The organism is Streptomyces sp. NPDC053426, assembly GCF_055585405.1.
In genome coordinates, this window is record NZ_JBVJKE010000013.1 from 56,605 (window position 1) to 74,027 (window position 17,423).

Annotated in this window: 15 protein-coding genes; 12 read left to right on the plus strand and 3 right to left on the minus strand. The window is 73.8% G+C overall.

Annotated features, from left to right (window positions below; translation table 11 throughout):
* Nucleotides 1-144: 144 nt before the first annotated feature.
* From pheS to ACZ62B_RS25565, 10 genes are all read left to right on the plus strand, one after another.
* The gene (gene pheS, locus ACZ62B_RS25520) at nucleotides 145-1,266 is read left to right on the plus strand and encodes a phenylalanine--tRNA ligase subunit alpha (RefSeq protein WP_344560545.1); all 1,122 of its coding nucleotides are present in this window, start codon (nucleotides 145-147) and stop codon (nucleotides 1,264-1,266) included.
* Nucleotides 1,266-3,833: a phenylalanine--tRNA ligase subunit beta gene (pheT, locus tag ACZ62B_RS25525; protein ID WP_469692200.1), complete on the plus strand. Its 2,568-nt coding sequence runs from the start codon at nucleotides 1,266-1,268 to the stop codon at nucleotides 3,831-3,833. Before pheS ends, pheT begins: the two co-directional genes overlap by 1 nt.
* 376 nt (nucleotides 3,834-4,209) lie before the next feature.
* Nucleotides 4,210-5,319: a PP2C family protein-serine/threonine phosphatase gene (locus ACZ62B_RS25530; protein WP_468887932.1), complete on the plus strand. Its 1,110-nt coding sequence runs from the start codon at nucleotides 4,210-4,212 to the stop codon at nucleotides 5,317-5,319.
* A gap of 261 nt (nucleotides 5,320-5,580) precedes the next feature.
* Nucleotides 5,581-6,921 carry a transcriptional regulator gene (locus tag ACZ62B_RS25535; protein WP_469692202.1) on the plus strand — a complete coding sequence of 447 codons (1,341 nt, stop codon included), beginning with the start codon at nucleotides 5,581-5,583 and terminating at the stop codon, nucleotides 6,919-6,921.
* A gap of 145 nt (nucleotides 6,922-7,066) precedes the next feature.
* Entirely contained in the window at nucleotides 7,067-7,612 is a 546-nt protein-coding gene (locus ACZ62B_RS25540) for an NUDIX hydrolase (protein ID WP_468720348.1), read from the plus strand.
* Nucleotides 7,613-7,828: 216 nt separating this feature from the next.
* Complete coding sequence (locus ACZ62B_RS25545) at nucleotides 7,829-8,392, plus strand: GlcG/HbpS family heme-binding protein (RefSeq protein ID WP_344560550.1); 564 nt, start codon at nucleotides 7,829-7,831, stop codon at nucleotides 8,390-8,392.
* A 248-nt stretch (nucleotides 8,393-8,640) separates the two neighbouring features.
* Entirely contained in the window at nucleotides 8,641-9,237 is a 597-nt protein-coding gene (locus ACZ62B_RS25550) for an ankyrin repeat domain-containing protein (protein WP_468720350.1), read from the plus strand.
* Nucleotides 9,234-10,421, plus strand: a complete 1,188-nt coding sequence (locus tag ACZ62B_RS25555) for a YncE family protein (RefSeq protein WP_469692204.1) — start codon at nucleotides 9,234-9,236, stop codon at nucleotides 10,419-10,421. Before ACZ62B_RS25550 ends, ACZ62B_RS25555 begins: the two co-directional genes overlap by 4 nt.
* A 185-nt stretch (nucleotides 10,422-10,606) precedes the next feature.
* Nucleotides 10,607-11,800: a sensor histidine kinase gene (locus ACZ62B_RS25560; RefSeq protein WP_344560553.1), complete on the plus strand. Its 1,194-nt coding sequence runs from the start codon at nucleotides 10,607-10,609 to the stop codon at nucleotides 11,798-11,800.
* Nucleotides 11,797-12,444, plus strand: a complete 648-nt coding sequence (locus ACZ62B_RS25565) for a response regulator (RefSeq protein ID WP_469692206.1) — start codon at nucleotides 11,797-11,799, stop codon at nucleotides 12,442-12,444. Before ACZ62B_RS25560 ends, ACZ62B_RS25565 begins: the two co-directional genes overlap by 4 nt.
* 36 nt (nucleotides 12,445-12,480) lie before the next feature.
* On the opposite strand, the gene ACZ62B_RS25570 is transcribed toward ACZ62B_RS25565, so the two are convergent.
* Entirely contained in the window at nucleotides 12,481-13,341 is an 861-nt protein-coding gene (locus ACZ62B_RS25570; protein WP_344560555.1) for a 3-hydroxybutyryl-CoA dehydrogenase, read from the minus strand.
* Nucleotides 13,342-13,508: 167 nt separating this feature from the next.
* Between ACZ62B_RS25570 and ACZ62B_RS25575 the strand changes: the two genes are divergently transcribed.
* Nucleotides 13,509-14,744: a glycoside hydrolase family 10-like protein gene (locus ACZ62B_RS25575; protein WP_465270125.1), complete on the plus strand. Its 1,236-nt coding sequence runs from the start codon at nucleotides 13,509-13,511 to the stop codon at nucleotides 14,742-14,744.
* 114 nt (nucleotides 14,745-14,858) lie between these two features.
* On the opposite strand, the gene ACZ62B_RS25580 is transcribed toward ACZ62B_RS25575, so the two are convergent.
* Both ACZ62B_RS25580 and ACZ62B_RS25585 read right to left on the minus strand, forming a co-directional pair.
* Entirely contained in the window at nucleotides 14,859-15,056 is a 198-nt protein-coding gene (locus ACZ62B_RS25580; protein ID WP_073933696.1) for a DUF1918 domain-containing protein, read from the minus strand.
* A gap of 12 nt (nucleotides 15,057-15,068) precedes the next feature.
* Nucleotides 15,069-15,986 (minus strand): DMT family transporter, encoded by a 918-nt coding sequence (locus ACZ62B_RS25585; protein WP_344560557.1) that lies wholly within the window; start codon nucleotides 15,984-15,986, stop codon nucleotides 15,069-15,071.
* Here ACZ62B_RS25585 and ACZ62B_RS25590 point away from each other — a divergent pair.
* A complete protein-coding gene (locus tag ACZ62B_RS25590) occupies nucleotides 15,985-17,421 on the plus strand; it encodes an aminotransferase-like domain-containing protein (protein WP_344560558.1) in 1,437 nt (478 codons plus the stop codon). The two genes, ACZ62B_RS25585 and ACZ62B_RS25590, sit on opposite strands and share 2 nt — an antisense overlap.
* Nucleotides 17,422-17,423 lie beyond the last annotated feature (2 nt).

The following is a 17,423-nucleotide window of genomic DNA, read 5'->3' on the forward strand; positions in this document are numbered from 1 at the left end:
CGTCCGAAGGCCCCACGGGCGCATTCGCGTTCCCTCACCCCGTTAGACTCGGCCTTTGGCACCTTTGTGTCCCAAAAACCTGGACGCACCGTCCACGAGTCGGTACGGGGACCATCAGCCAGCCAATCGGAAGCACGGGAAGAGATGTCGGCACCCAATAAGTCGTACGACCCTGTCGAGGTCGAGGCGTTGAAACCGGAAGAGATCGAGCGCATGCGGGACGAGGCGCTCGCCGCCTTCGCCGCCGCGGACTCCCTCGACGCGCTCCAGGAGGCCAAGGTCGCCCACACCGGCGGCACCTCCCCGCTGTCGCTGGCCAACCGCGAGATCGGCGCCCTGCCGCCGCACGCCAAGGCCGAGGCGGGCAAACGCGTCGGCCAGGCGCGCGGTGCCGTGAACAAGGCCCTCGCCGCCCGCCAGGCCGAACTCGAGGCCGAGCGCGACGCGCGCGTCCTGGTCGAGGAGGCCGTGGACGTCACGCTGCCCTACGACCGCGTCCCGGCCGGCGCCCGCCACCCGCTCACCACGCTGTCGGAGCGCATCGAGGACATCTTCGTGGCCATGGGCTACGAGGTCGCCGAGGGCCCCCAGGTCGAGGCCGAGTGGTTCAACTTCGACGCCCTCAACATCGGCCCGGACCACCCGGCCCGCGGCGAGGCCGACACCTTCTTCGTGCAGGGCCCCGAGGGCGGCACCGAGTCCGGTGTCGTGCTGCGCACCCACACCTCGCCCGTGCAGATCCGCTCCCTGCTCGACCGGGAGCTGCCGGTCTACGTGATCTGCCCCGGCCGCGTGTACCGCACCGACGAGCTGGACGCCACGCACACCCCCGTCTTCCACCAGGTCGAGCTGCTCGCCGTGGACGAGGGCCTGACCATGGCGGACCTCAAGGGCACCCTGGACCACATGGTCCAGTCGCTGTTCGGCGCGGAGATGAAGACCCGGCTGCGGCCGAACTTCTTCCCCTTCACCGAGCCGAGCGCCGAGATGGACATGCTCTGCTACGTCTGCAAGGGCGCGTCCGTCGGCAACCCCGACCGTCCCTGCCGCACCTGCTCCAGCGAGGGCTGGATCGAGCTGGGCGGCTGCGGCATGGTCAACCCGCGGGTGCTCACCGCCTGCGGCGTCGACCCCGAGAAGTACAGCGGCTTCGCCTTCGGGTTCGGCATCGAGCGGATGCTGATGTTCCGCCACAACGTCGAGGACATGCGAGACATGGTCGAGGGTGACGTCCGGTTCACCCGGCCGTTCGGGATGGAGATCTGATGCGGATCCCGCTTTCTTGGCTGCGGGAGTACGTCGACCTGCCGGCGACGGAGACCGGCCGTGACGTACAGGCCAAGCTCATTTCGGCCGGTCTCGAGGTCGAGACCGTCGAGCACCTCGGCGCCGACCTCAAGGGCCCCCTCGTCGTCGGCCAGGTGCTGACCATCGAGGAGCTGGAGGGCTTCAAGAAGCCGATCCGCTTCTGCACCGTCGACGTGGGCCGGGCCAACGGCACGGGCGAGCCCCAGGAGATCGTCTGCGGCGCCCGCAACTTCGCCGTCGGCGACAAGGTCGTCGTGGTCCTCCCCGGCGCCACCCTGCCGGGCGGCTTCTCGATCTCCGCCCGCAAGACCTACGGCAAGACCTCCCACGGCATGATCTGCTCCGCCGACGAGCTGGGCATGGGCGACGACGGCACGCACGGCATCATCGTGCTGCCGCCGGAGACCGAGGTCGGCAAGGACGCCATCGAGCTCCTGGAACTGGTCGACGAGGTCCTGGACATCGCCGTCACCGCCAACCGCGGCGACTGCCTGTCCATCCGCGGCGTCGCCCGCGAGACCGCCATCGCCTACGGCCTGCCGCTGCGCGACCCGGCCCTGCTCGACGTGCCGGGACCGAACGCCTTCGGCTACCCGGTGAAGGTCGACGACCCGGCCGGCTGCGACCGCTTCACCGCCCGCACGGTGACCGGCCTCAGCCCCGAGGCGCGCTCCCCGATCTGGCTGAAGCGCCGGCTGCAGAAGGTCGGCATGCGCCCGATCTCGCTCGCCGTCGACGTCACCAACTACGTGATGATGGAGCTCGGCCAGCCGCTGCACGCCTACGACCGTTCCCTGGTCCAGGGCACCATCGGCGTACGCCGGGCCGAGGAGGGCGAGAAGATCGTCACCCTCGACGGCGTCGAGCGGAAGCTGCACGCCGAGGACCTCGTCATCACCGACGACCGCGGCCCCATCGGCCTCGCCGGTGTCATGGGCGGCGCCGACACGGAGATCGCCGACCACGACGACCTCGAGAAGTCGACCGGCGACGTGGTGATCGAGGCCGCCCACTTCGACCAGGTCTCCATCGCGCGCACCGCCCGCCGCCACAAGCTGTCCTCCGAGGCGTCCCGCCGCTTCGAGCGCGGCGTCGACCCGCAGGCCGCCGCCGCTGCCGCGCAGCGCACCGTCGACCTGCTGGTGCTGCTCGCCGGCGGCACCGCCGAGGCCGGTGTCACCGAGGTCATCGCCCCGACCGCGCCCCACACCATCACCGCCCCCGCCGACCACCCGGACAAGGTCGCGGGTGTGACGTACGGCCGTGAGACCGTCGTGCGCCGCCTCCAGGAGGTCGGCTGCGACGTCTATGGAAGTTCTGCCGCGTGGAACGCGTCGTTGGGGGGTGGTGGTCGGGCGACGGGCGGGAAGGACGAGCTGATCGTCACCGTGCCGTCCTGGCGGCCCGACCTCACCGACGCCAACGACCTGGCCGAAGAGGTCATCCGCCTGGAGGGCTACGAGAACCTGCCCTCCACGCTGCCCAAGCCGCCGGCCGGCCGCGGCCTGACCGCCCGCCAGCGCCTGCACCGCCGGATCGGCCGGGCCCTGGCCGGGGCCGGTTACGTCGAGGCGCTGAACTACCCGTTCGTCAGCGAGCAGATCTTCGACCAGCTCGGCCTGGAGGCCGACGACCCGGCCCGCCGCGTCGTCAAGCTGGTCAACCCGCTCAGCGACGAGGAGCCCGCGCTGCGGACCTCGCTGCTGCCGGGCCTGCTCGGCGCGCTGCGCCGCAACGACGGCCGGGGCTCGCACGACCTCGCGCTGTTCGAGACCGGCCTGGTCTTCCGGCCGCGCGAGGAGCAGCGGGTCGCCGCGAACCTGCCCGTCGACCGGCGTCCCAGCGAGGCCGACGTCGCCGCGCTGGACGCCGCGCTGCCCGACCAGCCGCGGCACGTCGCCGTCGTGCTGACCGGCGCCCGCGAGCAGGCCGGCTGGTGGGGCAAGGGCCGCGCGGCCGACTGGGCCGACACGGTCGAGGCCGCCCGGACCGTCGCCCGTGAGGCCGGCGCCGAACTGGGCGTCCGCAAGGGCCAGTACGGCCCGTGGCACCCGGGCCGCTGCGCCGAGCTGACCGTCACGGTCGACGGCGAGGACCGGATCATCGGCCACGCCGGCGAGCTGCACCCGCGCGTCCTGAAGGCCCTGGGCCTGCCCGCGCGAAGCTGCGCGATGGAGCTGGACCTGGACGCCCTGGAGCAGGTCGGCGACGACATCCCGCAGGCGCCGGGCATCTCCACCTTCCCGGTCGCCACGCAGGACGTCGCGCTGGTCGTCGACGCGTTCGTGCCCGCCTCGGACGTCGAGGCGGCACTGCGCGAGGGCGCCGGTGAACTGCTGGAGTCCATCCGCCTGTTCGACGTGTACGAGAACGCCGAACAGCTCGGCGAGGGCCGCAAGTCCCTGGCCTACGCACTCCGCTTCCGAGCGACCGACCGCACCCTGACCGTCGACGAGGCCTCGGCGGCCCGGGAATCGGCGGTCACCCTGGCGAGCGACCGCACCGGAGCAGTCCTGAGGGGCTGACACCCCTTCCAGCCCGCCCGGCCCGATCAGCCCAATCAGCCCGTCCGGCGTTTGAGGACAAAGGGGGGTCTGGGGGCGCAGCCCCCAGGGACGGGACGGGAAGGGGCGGCGGGGGCGAAAAATCCCCACAGCCGCCCGCGGGGACAACCGCACAGAGCCCGGCCCGTAGGGGGCCGACAACCACCGGAAACGGGGGGTGCGGGAGGCGCAAAGCGCACCTCCCGCACCCCCCGCCCCCCTTTCCCCACCAGTCACCTCACTCATTCGGGTGACTATCCGGGTCGATACGTCCGGATCAGGCCACACGGTCGACAGAATCAGACCGGCCTCTCGAGGCCGGTCTGCGCTGTCCGGGCCTATATGGGGGGCCATCGGCATGATCCGCTTCAAGCCCGGGGCTCCCCGCAGGGTGCCACCCCGGTTCCTGTCCTCACGGGTACCCACCCTCGCGGTGCCCACCGCCCTGGGCGCCACCGCGGTCGCCTACCGGCTGACCTGCCCGCTCGCCCACGACGAAGCCCTCGGCGCCCGCCTCGTCAGCAGCGCCGTGATGTGCGCGATCGTCACCGGCCTGGTGATGCACGTCCGGCACCGACTGCTGCGCGAACTGCGGCTGGCCCGCCGGGCCGCGGAGGCCGCGCAGAGCGCGCTGCTGCGGCCCCCGCCCCCACGGGTCGACGGCCTGGCCGCCGCCGCGGTCCACCTCTCCGCCGACCCCGGAGCCCGGATCGGCGGCGACCTGTACGAGGTGGTCGCCACCGAGCACGGCGTACGGGCCGTCATCGGTGACGTCCGCGGCCACGGGCTCGGAGCCGTGACGACCGTCGCCGCCGTCCTCGGCAGCTTCCGCGAGGCCGTCCACGACGAGGCCGAACTCGCCGGTGTGCTGCGCCGGCTGGAGCGGGCGATGGACCGGCACCTGCGGGAGCGGGCCCACGGCGGACACGGCCCGGCGGGCGCCGCCCAGGGTGTCCCGCCCGGCGAGGAGTTCGTCACCGTCCTGCTGCTGGAGATCCTTCCGGACGGGGGAGTACGGGCCCTGAACTGCGGCCACCCCTGGCCGTATCTGCTGACCGGCGCACGGGCCGAACCGCTCGCCCGCACCGATCCGCTCCCGCCGCTCGGCCCGTTCCCGCTGCCGCCCGAACTCCCCGCCGTGCCCTGCGGACCCCTGCTGCCCGGCGACGCGCTCGTCCTGCACACGGACGGAGCCGAGGAGGCACGGGACGCCGAGGGCCGGTTCTTCCCGCTGCGGGACGTCCTCACCGAGGCCGCACGCGAACACCCGCTCACACCCCGCTCGGTGCTGCGCACGGTCCTCACGGCTCTGCTGCGGCACACCGTCGGCCCGCCGAAGGACGACGTGGCCCTGCTGATCCTGAGGAACGAGCGGCATGTGGGAGGCACCCCCACGGAACCGCGCGCCACCACACGGCCGACCACCACGCAACCGCACCCGACGACCCACCTCCAGTCCCCGGCGTGACCGACGCGACCGGCGGTGCCACGCCGTCCGTCCCGCCACGGAGTGTCGGGCAGGCAGCAGGGCGGACGGCGTGGAAACGGGCCGCCGCACTGTACGAGGGGGAGCCGGCGGCCCGGCCGGCCTCTTTCGAGGCAGTTCAGTCAACCGGTCGGACACGGTCGGCGACAGTGCGCGCACACTGCGGATTCGAGCACTCCGTTCACACCCCGTGTGAACGCGCAGCCACTACTCTGTCCGGCACCGAGCCACCGGGGGGCCCGAATGCAGCCCAATTCTCTGCTCGACGCGATCCTGGACGAGGCCGGGATCTCGCACGCGGGCCTGGCCGCGCACGTCAACCAGGCCGGACGGGCGCGTGGTGTGTCGCTCCGCTACGAGCACACCGCCGTGGCGCGCTGGCTGAAGGGGCAGCGGCCCCGGGGACAGGTGCCCGACCTGATCTGCGAGGTGCTCGCCGCCCGGCTGCACCGCCAGGTCACCCTCGACGACATCGGCCTCGGCGTGCCCGGCGAGCCGTCCGCCCCGCACACCGGCTCGTTCTGCGGGTTCGTCGAGCGGGCCACCGCGCTGTGGCGCTCCGACCAGCAGCGCCGCCCGCACATACTCGGCGCCCCCGCCGTCACCGGCACGCCCGCCGTCATGCCCGTATGGGAGTGGGAGAACCCGCCCGAGGACGTGGACGTCTCCCGTGGCGGACGGCACCGGGTCACCCCCGGCGACCTCGACATGCTGCGCGCCGCCCGCACCCACTACGAGCAGATGTACCGCAAGGCGGGCGGCGTCGCGACCCGCGCCCGGATCGTCGGCTTCCTCAACGCCGAGGCCGCCCCGCTGCTGCGCGGCCGCTACACCGACGCCACCGGCCGCCAGCTCCACCGGGCCACCGGCGGCCTGGTGGCGGTCGCCGGCATCTGCGCGTACGACTCCGACGCGCACGGCCTCGCCCAGCGCTACTTCCACCAGGCGCTGCGGCTGGCGAAGGCCAGCGGGGACCGGGGGCTCGGCGCCTATGTGATCGCGCTGCTCGTCAACCAGTCGCTGCACATGCGGGAGTACCGGCAGGCCGTCGCCTTCGCGGAGGCCGCGCTGCGCGCCGCCGGCACCGACATCACCCCGGCCCTCGCCTCCGACCTGTACGCGATGCAGGCCAAGGCGTACGCGCACCTCGGCGACGGCAGCAGCGCGCTGTCCCGCATCCGGCGGGCCGAGCGGGCCGCCGAGCGGATCCGGCGCGGAACCGAACCCGACGAGACCGGCTATGTCCAGCCCGGCCTGGTCAACGTCCAGGTGGCGGAGGCGCTGCTCAGCCTCGGCGAGCTGGCGGCGGCCGGGGAGCACGCGGCGGCGGCCGTGGACAACCCCGCGCACGACCGGGGCCGGGTGCACCGGCTGGCCATGCTGAGCACCATCGAACTGCGCCAGGGCAACGCCGACAAGGCGGTGGCCATCGCGGTGCAGATGGCCGAGCAGGCCAGGGGGATGGAGTCGCAGCGGCTGCGGGACAGACTGCGCGAGGTGCGCGAGCACCTCGTCCGCAGCGGCTGCGCGGGCACCGCCGAGGCGGCCGAACTCATCGACGGGGCACTGCGCGTACCGCTGTAGCACGGGTGCGGTTCAAGGCTCCCCGTGCCCGGCCGCGCGCCTCCGCCGCGCCCGCCGCTGCGCCACGGGCTGCCTCCCGTGCGCCTGCCTGCCGGACCGCCGCTGCTGCGATATTGCCCCCTACCCGTCGGAAGGTGGCAGAACCGTGCAGTGGACGAAGCAGAACGAACAAACCGTGTACTCGAATCGCTGGTTCAGCGTCAATCTCGCGGATGTCGAACTGCCGGACGGCCGGCATCTCGACCACTTCCTCATCCGGCTGCGGCCCGTCGCCGTGGCCACGGTGGTCAACGAGGCCAACGAGGTCCTCCTGCTGTGGCGCCACCGCTTCATCACCGACAGCTGGGGGTGGGAGCTCGCGGCCGGAGTGGTCGAGGACGGCGAGGACATCGCCGGGGCCGCCGCGCGGGAACTGGAGGAGGAGACCGGCTGGCGGCCGGGACCGCTGCACCACCTCATGACCGTGGAACCCTCCAACGGCCTCACCGACGCCCGGCACCACGTCTACTGGTCCGACGAGGGCGAGTACGTCGGACACCCCGTGGACGACTTCGAGTCGGACCGCCGGGAGTGGGTGCCCCTGAAAGTGGTCCCCGACCTGGTCGCCGCCGGCGAGGTCCCGGCCTCCGGCATGGCGGCGGCGTTACTCCTGCTGCACCACCTCAGGCTCGGCCAGGACGGCAGGCCCTGACCCCGGGGGTCGTCCGATCGGATGACCCGGGTGTCAGCCGCCCGGCGCGTCGCGTCCAGCCGGTACGTCGAGGGGACGGTACCGGCCCCGGGCCGAGGATGGATCCCAGAGCGGGACGGCGGGAACCGCCCGCCACCGAGCCCGTCGGGATTCCGCCACACGCACCGGCGACCGACGTCCCGGCCCCCTTCACCATCCATTGGAGACCGACCACTCATGAAGCACGTCAAGAGGGTTTCGAAGCGCACCCGCGTCATCACCGGCACGTCCCTCGCCGCGGCCGTGGCCCTGGGGGGCTTCGGCGCCTACTCGGCGAGCGCGTCGGACGACACGCGGACCGTCGCCGCCGCGCAGGCCGCAGGCGTCAAGGGCAACACCACCACCACGACCACCCACCTGACGATCGACGCCGCCTCGAAGGCCGCGCAGGCCGCGCTCGACGCCGCCGAGAAGGAGGGCCAGAGGGTGACCGTCGCCGTCGTCGACCGCAACGGCAACACCGTCCTCACCCTGCGCGGCGACGGCGCCGGGCCGCAGTCCTACGAGTCGGCCGTGAAGAAGGCGTACACCGCCGTGGCCTGGAACTCGCCGACCTCCGAGCTGGTGAAGCGCCTGGACGACGCCCCGACGCTGAAGGACATCCCGAACACCCTGTTCCTCGCGGGCGGCGTCCCCGTGACCGCGAAGAACGCTCCGATCGCGGGCATCGGCGTGGCCGGCGCGCCCTCCGGCGCCCTGGACGAGAAGTTCGCCCGGGCCGGCGCGGACGTCCTCGGGTAAGCCCCTCCCGTGAACCTCCGGTGGCGCGTGGCCCCTGTCCCGGCGCCACCGGAGCCGCGCCGGCGGCCCGTCCGAGACGGGGCGGGCCGCCGACCCCCTCACACCTGTCACCCGGGAGGATCCCCGGCATGCCGCTCCCGCCCGCTGCCGAGGCCGCGGCCACCCGGTGCCACGCGACCCGGGTCCGCCGCTCCACCGCGACCGCCACCGGGACGCCGGGGACGCGAACGGCCACGAGGAGAACCGCCATGAACCCACCCGACCGCGCCCTGCTCGACGCGGCCGCCCGCGGCGACGCCGACGCCGTACGCGCCGCCCTCGACACGGGCGCCCGGACCGGGACCCGGGACCTCCGCCGGCGCACGCCGCTGCTGCTCGCCGCCCTGCACGACCACGTGGCCGCCGCGCGGGTGCTCGTCGCGGCGGGCGCCGACCCGAACGCCCAGGACGACCAGGACGACAGCCCGTGGCTGGTCACCGGCGTCACGGGCAGCGTCGCCATGATGCGGACACTGCTCCCGGCGCGTCCGGACTTGAAGATCACCAACCGTTTCGGGGGCACCTCCCTCATCCCCGCCGCCGAGCGCGGCCACGTCGACTACGTGAGGGCCCTGCTGCGCGAGACCGACGTCGACGTCGACCACGTCAACCGGCTCGGCTGGACCGCCCTCCTCGAAGCCGTGATCCTCGGCGACGGCGGCCACGCCCACCAGGAGATCGTGGAACTGCTCATCACCGCGGGAGCCGCTCCCGACCTCCCCGACAGCGACGGCCGCACCGCCCTCGAACACGCGGAGCGCCGCGGTTTCCGGGAGATCGCGGGTCTGCTGAGGGCCGTACGGTGAGGCGCCCCGCGGCACCGTGCCGTGCCGCCCGCGCGGTCTTGCCGGTACTCGCCTCCGCCGTCCTGCTCGCCGGCTGCGCGTCCGCCGCCGACGCCCCGGACGGGGCGGCCGGGAAGAGCGGTTCCCCGTCCGCTCCGGCCCCGTCCGCTCCCGGGCCCGAGCCGACGGGCAGGACCCCCGCGGGCACCCTGCTGGTCGCCGACTTCGGCGCCGACACCGTCACGTTCGTCGACCCGGACGAGGGCCCCTTCGACTCGGTCGAGGTCGGCGAGGCTCCCTACGGCCTCGTCGTCGGCGAGGACGGACGCGCCTGGGTCGCCACCGCCGAGGGCGTCGCCGTCGTCGACACGCACCACCGCGACCTCCTGGACCTGATCCCGTACGAGACGGAGAACCTCGGCCCCGTCACCGGTGGCGAGTACCGCGGCGGCGGCATGGGCATCGCCCTCGCACCCGACGGCGAGCAGGTGTACGTGGGCGTCAACGTGCCCTCCGGCAACGGAACCCTCGAGACCATCGACACCGGGACCCACGAGGTCACCCGCACGACCGCGGTGGGCCGGCGCCCGTTCGACGTCGACGTCGCGCGGGACGGCCGCGAGGTCTACGCGACCGGCCACGACTCCTTCGAGGTCACCGTCGTCGACACGGACACGCACGAGACCCGCAGCCTCGAAGCCGCCCCGTACGGCACCGAGGGCGGGCTCGGCTCCTGGCTGAAACCGCACTACGCGGCCGTGCGCCCGTCGGACGGCAAGCTGCTCCTGCCCTTCGAGGGCGAACGGCTCGTCGTGCTCGACCCGCGGACCGGCCGGTCGACCGTCGAGCGGCTGACGGCCGACACCCACCAGCACGGTGTCGCCGTCACCCCCGGCGGCACCCTCGTCATCGTCGGTACGGGCCCGATCGACCCCTCCGAGGACGAGGGCCCGTCGCTGACCGTCCGCACGGAGGACGGCAGGGAGAAGGTGATCGCGCTGGAGGGGCCGCACGAGTCCGTCGCCGTCTCCGCGGACGAGTGCACCGCCTACGTCACCGGAGGCTTCACCCGCGACGGCCACTGGAACGGCATCAGCGTCGTGGACCTGGACAGTGGCGACACCCGGCGCCTGGCCGCGGGAGAACGTCCGCTGGGCATCGCCGTTCTCCAGTCGGACGAAGGGGCCCCGCCCGGGTGCCGGTGAAGCCCACGGTCGGGCGGAGGCCCGGGACCGGCGGACGGCCGGGAGGATCATCCGATCGGTTGACCCGCCTCCCGGCGGGCGGTGGCGACAATGGAGACGCGGGTGCCGGCCCGGCGGGACGCCGAGGAACGGGAAACGGCCAGGATCCCGCCCGTCAGGGGGTCAGGGGAAGGAAGCGCGCCTCGATGCCGAAGCCGTACGATCCGGATGCCCGGTGGCTCGGCGCCGTGATGTACGCGGCGTTCTTCCTGCTGCTCGGTGGGGCCCTGGCCCGGTTCCTGATCAACCATCCGGGCGAGCCGCGCACTCCGTGGATCGTCGTCCTGTCCGCCGTCCTGGCCCTGCTGCACCTGCTGGGGCCGGTGCTCGGCGCCCCCGGCGCGCGGCCCGGCGGCCGGTGGCCGGTCCGGCTGGGGCCGGTGGTCGTGGTGTGGACGGTGCTCGTGGTGCTCGCGCCCAGTTTCTCCTGGTGCGCGGTGCCCCTGTTCTACACCGGTCTGCGCACGCTGCCGACCCGGGCCGCGCTCGTCCTGGTCACGGTGCTGACGGCGCTCGTCGTCGCGGCGCAGCTGCGGCTGGCCGGGCGGTTCGACCCGAATCTGCTGCTGGCGCCGCCGGCCGTCGCCGCCATCGCGGCGGCCGTCTTCCTCCACACCGAACGGCAGGCGGACCGGCAGCGCGCCCTGATCGACGACCTGCTCCGCACCCGCCGTGAACTCGCCGCCTCCGAGCGCCGCGAGGGCACGCTCGCGGAGCGGCAGCGGCTCGCCATGGAGATCCACGACTCCCTGGCCCAGGGGCTGTCCAGCCAGCGGATGCTGCTCCAGGCGGCCGAGCGGGTGTGGGAGGACGACCCCGCAAAGGCCCGCCGGCACGTCCGGTCCGCCGCCACGGTCGCGGAGCACAACCTCGCCGAGGCCCGCCGCTTCGTGCACGACCTCGCGCCGACCGACCTGGCGCGCGGCGGCGGCCTGCGGGCGGCACTGGAGGCGCTGGCCGAACGGGAGAGCGGCGAGGACCTCACCGTACGGGTCCACGTCGACGACGACGGGCGGGTGCCGCTGCTGCCGGACCGCGTCCAGTCGGCGCTGCTGCGCATCGCGCAGGGTGCCCTGTCCAACGTCCGCGAGCACGCGTCCGCCGGCACGGCCACCCTCACCCTGACCGTCCTCGACGACCAGGTCCTGCTGGACGTGAGCGACGACGGCCGCGGATTCGACCCGTCCGCGCCGCCGAGCGGCCCGGCCGGACTGCGCGGCCACGGACTGCCCGCGATACGGGCCCGCCTGCGACAGCTCGGCGGCACACTGACCGTGGAGTCCACACCGGGCGAGGGCACCGTGCTGTCCGCCGCCGTACCCCTGGAAGGCCCTCGATGACCACCCACGACACCGGCCCCGGGGTGCGCCTCCTGGTCTGCGACGACCACGCCGTGGTCCGGGCCGGACTGCTCGCCCTGCTCGACAGCGCTCCCGGCATCGAGGTGGTCGGTGAGGCCGGCACCGGGGAGGAGGCCCTGGCACTGGCGGCCAAGCTGCGGCCGGACGTGGTGCTGATGGACCTCCAGCTCGGCGAGGGCATCAACGGGGTGGAGACCACCCTCCGCCTCACCGCCGGACCCGACGAGGCCCCGCGCGTGCTGGTGCTGACGACGTACGACACGGACGCCGACATCACCCGCGCCATCGAGGCCGGCGCCACGGGCTACCTGCTGAAGGCGGAACGTCCCGACGAACTGTTCGCCGCCATCCACGCCGCCGCGCTGGGCCGCACCGTGCTCTCCCCACCGGTCGCCAGCCGGGTCATGGCCAACCTGCGCAGCCCGCGGCCCTCCCTCACCGACCGCGAACGCGACATCCTCACCCACCTCGCCCGCGGCCTCGGCAACCAGGAGATCGCCCGCGCCCTGTTCATCAGCGAGGCCACGGTCAAGACCCACCTGCGCCGCATCTACGGCAAACTGGGCGTCGACACCCGGGCGGGCGCGGTCGCGGTGGCGAAGGAACAGCGGCTGCTGCCCTGACCACCGCCCACGGGCGAGGCGAGCGGTCGGACGCCGTCAGCCGTAGGTGTAGAACCCCGACCCACTCTTGCGGCCGAGGCGGCCCGCGTCGACCATGCGCTGGAGCAGCGGGGGAGCGGCGTACAGGGGCTCCTTGTACTCCTCGTACATCGAGTGCGCCACCGAGGCCACCGTGTCCAGGCCGATCAGGTCGGACAGCTTCAGCGGGCCCATCGGGTGGGCGCAGCCCATCTCCATGCCGTTGTCGATGTCCTCGCGGCTGGCGATGCCCGACTCGAACATCCGGATCGCGGAGAGCAGGTACGGGATCAGCAGCGCGTTCACCACGAAACCGGAGCGGTCCTGGGCGCGGATCGCGTGCTTGCCCAGCAGCTTCTCGGTGAAGGCCTGGGCGCGGCTCAGCGTGCCCTCGGAGGTGGTGAGCGCCGGGATCAGCTCGACGAGCTTCTGCACCGGGGCCGGGTTGAAGAAGTGGATGCCGATGACGTGGTCGGGCCGCGAGGTGGCGACCGCCAGCTTCACCAGCGGGATGGAGGAGGTGTTGGAGGCCAGGATCGCGTCCGGCCGGGTCACCACCTGGTCCAGGACCTGGAAGATCTCGGTCTTGACCTGCTCGTTCTCGACCACGGCCTCGATCACCAGATCACGGTCGGCGAACTCGCCGAGGTCCGTGGTGAAGCTCAGCCGGTCCTGTGTGGCCGCCAGCTCCTCCTCGGAGATCTTGCCGCGCTCGGCCGCCTTCGACAGGGAGTTGAACAGCCGGGTACGGCCGATCTCCAGGGCTTCGCCGGTGGTCTCGGCGACCTTGACGTCCAGTCCGGCCCGGGCGCACACCTCGGCGATCCCCGCGCCCATCTGACCGCAGCCCACCACTCCGACGCGTTCGATGTCGGTCACATCGTCCCTTTCGCTACTGCTTACGGCTGTGGCAGGTCGCCGGGTCCCGGGTCCTGCTCCGTCCGTGCACGTTACTCCGAAGTATCGATGATCGATCGCGGGGGTGGGGCATCCTGGGCACAGGACCGTGTCCGGCCAGGCGGTCCGATGGTGTTCAGGGGGGCGCTATGGGGCGGGTGTCACGCAGGATGTTCGCGACGGCGGCGCTGGCGGCGCTGGCGACGGTGCCGCGGGCGTCGGCCGCGCCGCGGCGGCGCGCGGTGCGGGGCGCGGCGACCGGTGAGATGCGGGGCGTGTGGGTGGCCACCGTCACCAACCGGGACTGGCCCTCCCGGCCGGGGCTGAGCGCCGCGCGGCAGCGCGCCGAACTGCTCGGCCACCTCGACACGGCCGTCCGCAACCGCCTCAACACCGTGATCTTCCAGGTACGGCCCACCGCCGACGCGCTGTGGCCCTCGCCGCACGAGCCGTGGTCGCGGTACCTCACCGGCACCCAGGGCGCCCATCCCGGCTGGGACCCGCTCGGCACGGCCGTCACGGAGGCCCACGCCCGCGGTCTGGAACTGCACGCCTGGTTCAACCCGTACCGCGTGGCCCTGCACGACGACCCCGCCCGGCTCACCGCCTCCCACCCCGCCCGCCGGAACCCCGGCTGGACCGTCCCGTACGGCGGCAAGCTCTACTACGACCCGGGCCTGCCCGAGGTCCGCGCCTTCGTCCGGGAGGCGATGCTCGACGCGGTGCGCCGCTACCCCGTCGACGCGGTCCACTTCGACGACTACTTCTATCCGTATCCGGTGGCCGGGCAGACCTTCGACGACGACCTCGCCTACGACACCCACGGCGGCGACTTCCCGGACCGGGCGGCCTGGCGGCGGGACAACGTCGACCGGCTGGTGCGCGAGATGGCCGCCGGGATCAAGGAGATCCGGCCCGGCACCCGCTTCGGCATCAGTCCCTTCGGGGTGTGGCGCAACGCCGACGTGGACGAGCGGGGCTCCGCCACGCACGCGGGCGTGCAGACGTACGACGACCTGCACGCCGACACCCGCCGGTGGGCCCGGGAGAACTGGATCGACTACATCTGCCCGCAGCTCTACTGGAACATCGGCTTCGCCGCCGCCGACTACGCCGAGCTGCTGCCCTGGTGGGCCGAGGTCGTCCGGGGCTCCGGGACCCGGTTGTACGCGGGGGAGGCCCTCTACAAGGCGGGCGACCCGGCCCAGCCCGCGGCCTGGCGGGACCCGGCCGAACTCTCCCGCCACCTCACGCTGGCCGCCGAGCACCCCGAGGTGCGCGGGCATGTCTTCTTCGCCGCCCGCGAGGTGGCGGCCGATCCGGCGGGGGCGATGGCGCGGGTGGTCGCCGACCACTACCGGCAGCCGGCCGCACCTCCGCGCTGAATCCAGGGGTGCCGTCCAGGTCCCGCCGGGCCGAGCGGGGTCCGAACGCGCGCTTCCCCGGCGCCCCCGCCCGGCTCGGCCGCATGGCGCCGCTGGTCCCGACGACGCCTCCTCCTACCGCTGTCGCGTCGCCTTGTGCCGGATCTCGGTGTCGGGGCCGGGTGAGCACACGCCCTCGTGTCCGTCCTGGAAGCGGACGCGGTAGGGCGGGTTCCCTTCCTGGCCCATCACTTCGACGATCTCTCCGACCTTGTCGTGCTGGCCGACCACCCTGCCGTGCTGGACAAGCTGGTCACCCTCGGTTGCGCGCATCGGGGCCTCCTCTCAACCGCGTGCCCGCTGGGTGACGGCGATGCACACGAGCACAGCCGCGGCCGTCAGCGGGGCGGCCACCGTCAGCTGCTCGTTCAGCAGCAGCACCGACCACACCAGTGTGAGCAGCGGCTGGGCCAGCTGCAACTGGCTGGCCTTGGGGATGCCGATGGCCGCCATGCCCCGGTACCAGACGATCAGCCCGAGGAACTGCGAACCCGCCGCCACCCACAGCAGGCCGGCCACGCTGTGCGCGGTCGGTGTCACCGGCTCGACGGTCAGCGCGACCGCGGCGACGGGCAGGGTGAGCGGCAGGCACAGGACCAGCGCCCAGCCGATCACCTGCCAGCCCGGCATCACCCGGGCCAGCCTGCCGCCCTCGGTGTAGCCGGCCGCGCACACCAGCAGCGCGGCGAAGAGGTACAGGTCGGCCGTGGTCAGCGCGCCGCCGCTCTGCTGCACGGTGAACGCCAGCACCGCGGCGGCCCCGGCGAGGGCCGCCGTCCAGAAGGTGCGCGAGGGGCGGGATCCGACGCGCAGGGCGGACAGCAGCGCCGTGGTCAGCGGGAGCAGGCCGACCACGACGGCCGCGTGCGCGGTGGTGGAGGTCTGCAGGGCGAGGGTGGTCAGCATCGGGAAGCCGAGCACCACCCCCGCGCCGACCACCGCGAGTCCGGGCCAGTGCTTCCGGTCCGGCGGCGGCACGCGCAGGGCGAGCAGACAGCCGCCGGCGACGAACGCCGCGAGCACGCTGCGCACGGCCACCAACGACCAGGGTCCGAACCCTTCGAGACCCCAGGCGGTGGCCGGGAAGGTGAGGGAGAAGGCGATCACGCCGAGGGCGGCCTGGAGGGTGCCGAAGCCGCGGCGGTCGCGGGGGGCGGTGACTGCTATCGGCGCTGCGGCGGTAGCGCTACTGTGTGCTCTCATGCACGAGCGTAGCAGTGTCGGTGAACTGGCGGAACGGCTGCGGAGAGAACTGGACCGCTACTCTCCCGGTGGAAAGCTTCCCTCCAGCCGGGCCCTGGTGGAGCGGTTCCGGGTGAGTCCGGTGACCGTCTCCCGGGCGCTGGCGCAGCTCGCCGCCGAAGGACTGGTGGTCACCCGGCCCGGCGCCGGCGCCTTCCGGGCACAGCCCCGGGCGACGGCCGCGCCCGCCGGGGACACCTCCTGGCAGGAGGTCGCCCTCAGCGCCGACGGCGCCGCCGACCTCGTACCGCGCTCGGTGGACGCCTCCGGGGTGCTGGTCTCACTGGCCGCACCACCACCCGGCGTGATCGAGTTCAACGGTGGCTATCTGCACCCCTCCCTGCAACCCGAGCGGGCCATGGCGGCGGCCCTGTCCCGCGCCGGACGCCGGCCGGGCGCCTGGGGACGTCCGCCCATGGAAGGGCTGCCGGAGCTGCGCGAGTGGTTCGCGCGCAGCATCGGCGGGCCGGTGACGGCGGCGGGTGTGCTGGTCACCTCGGGCGGGCAGTCCGCGCTGACCACCGCCCTGCGCGCCCTCGCCCCGCCGGGCGCCCCCGTCCTCGTCGAGTCGCCCACCTACCCCGGCATGCTCGCCATCGCCCGCGCCGCCGGACTGCGCCCGGTGCCCGTCCCGGTGGACGCGGACGGCGTACGGCCCGCGCTGCTCGCGGACGCGTTCCGCGCGACCGGCGCCCGCGTCCTCGTCTGCCAGCCGCTGTTCCAGAACCCCACCGGCGCCGTGCTCGCCCCCGACAGGCGCGGCGAGGTGCTGCGCATCGCCCGCGATGCGGGCGCCTTCGTGGTCGAGGACGACTTCGTACGGCGGCTGGTGCACGAGGACGCGGGCCCGCTGCCGCGCCCGCTGGCCGCCGACGACCCCGACGGGGTGGTGGTGCACGTCTGCTCGCTGACCAAGGCGACCTCGCCCAGCTTCCGGGTGAGCGCGCTCGCCGCGCACGGCCCGGTCCTGGAACGGCTGCGGGCCATCCAGATCGTCGACACCTTCTTCGTGCCCCGCCCCCTCCAGGAGGCCACGCTGGAACTCGTCGGCTCGCCCGCCTGGCCGCGCCATCTGCGCGCGGTCTCGGCCGCGCTGCGGGCCCGCCGGGACGCGATGACCGCCGCGCTCCGCCTCCACCTGCCCGGACTCGCCCTGCCGCACGTCCCGTCCGGCGGCTACCACCTGTGGCCCCGGCTGCCCGACGGCACGTCCGAGTCCGCCCTGACCGCCGCCGCCCTGCGCGCGGGCGTCGCCGTCACCCCCGGCCGCCCCTACTTCAGCGCCGAACCCCCGGCCGGCCACCTCCGCCTGAGCTTCGCGGCGGTGGCCGGCACCGGGGAGATCACCGAGGGCGTACGGCGCCTGCGCACCGCCTGGGACGAAGTGCTGGGATAAGC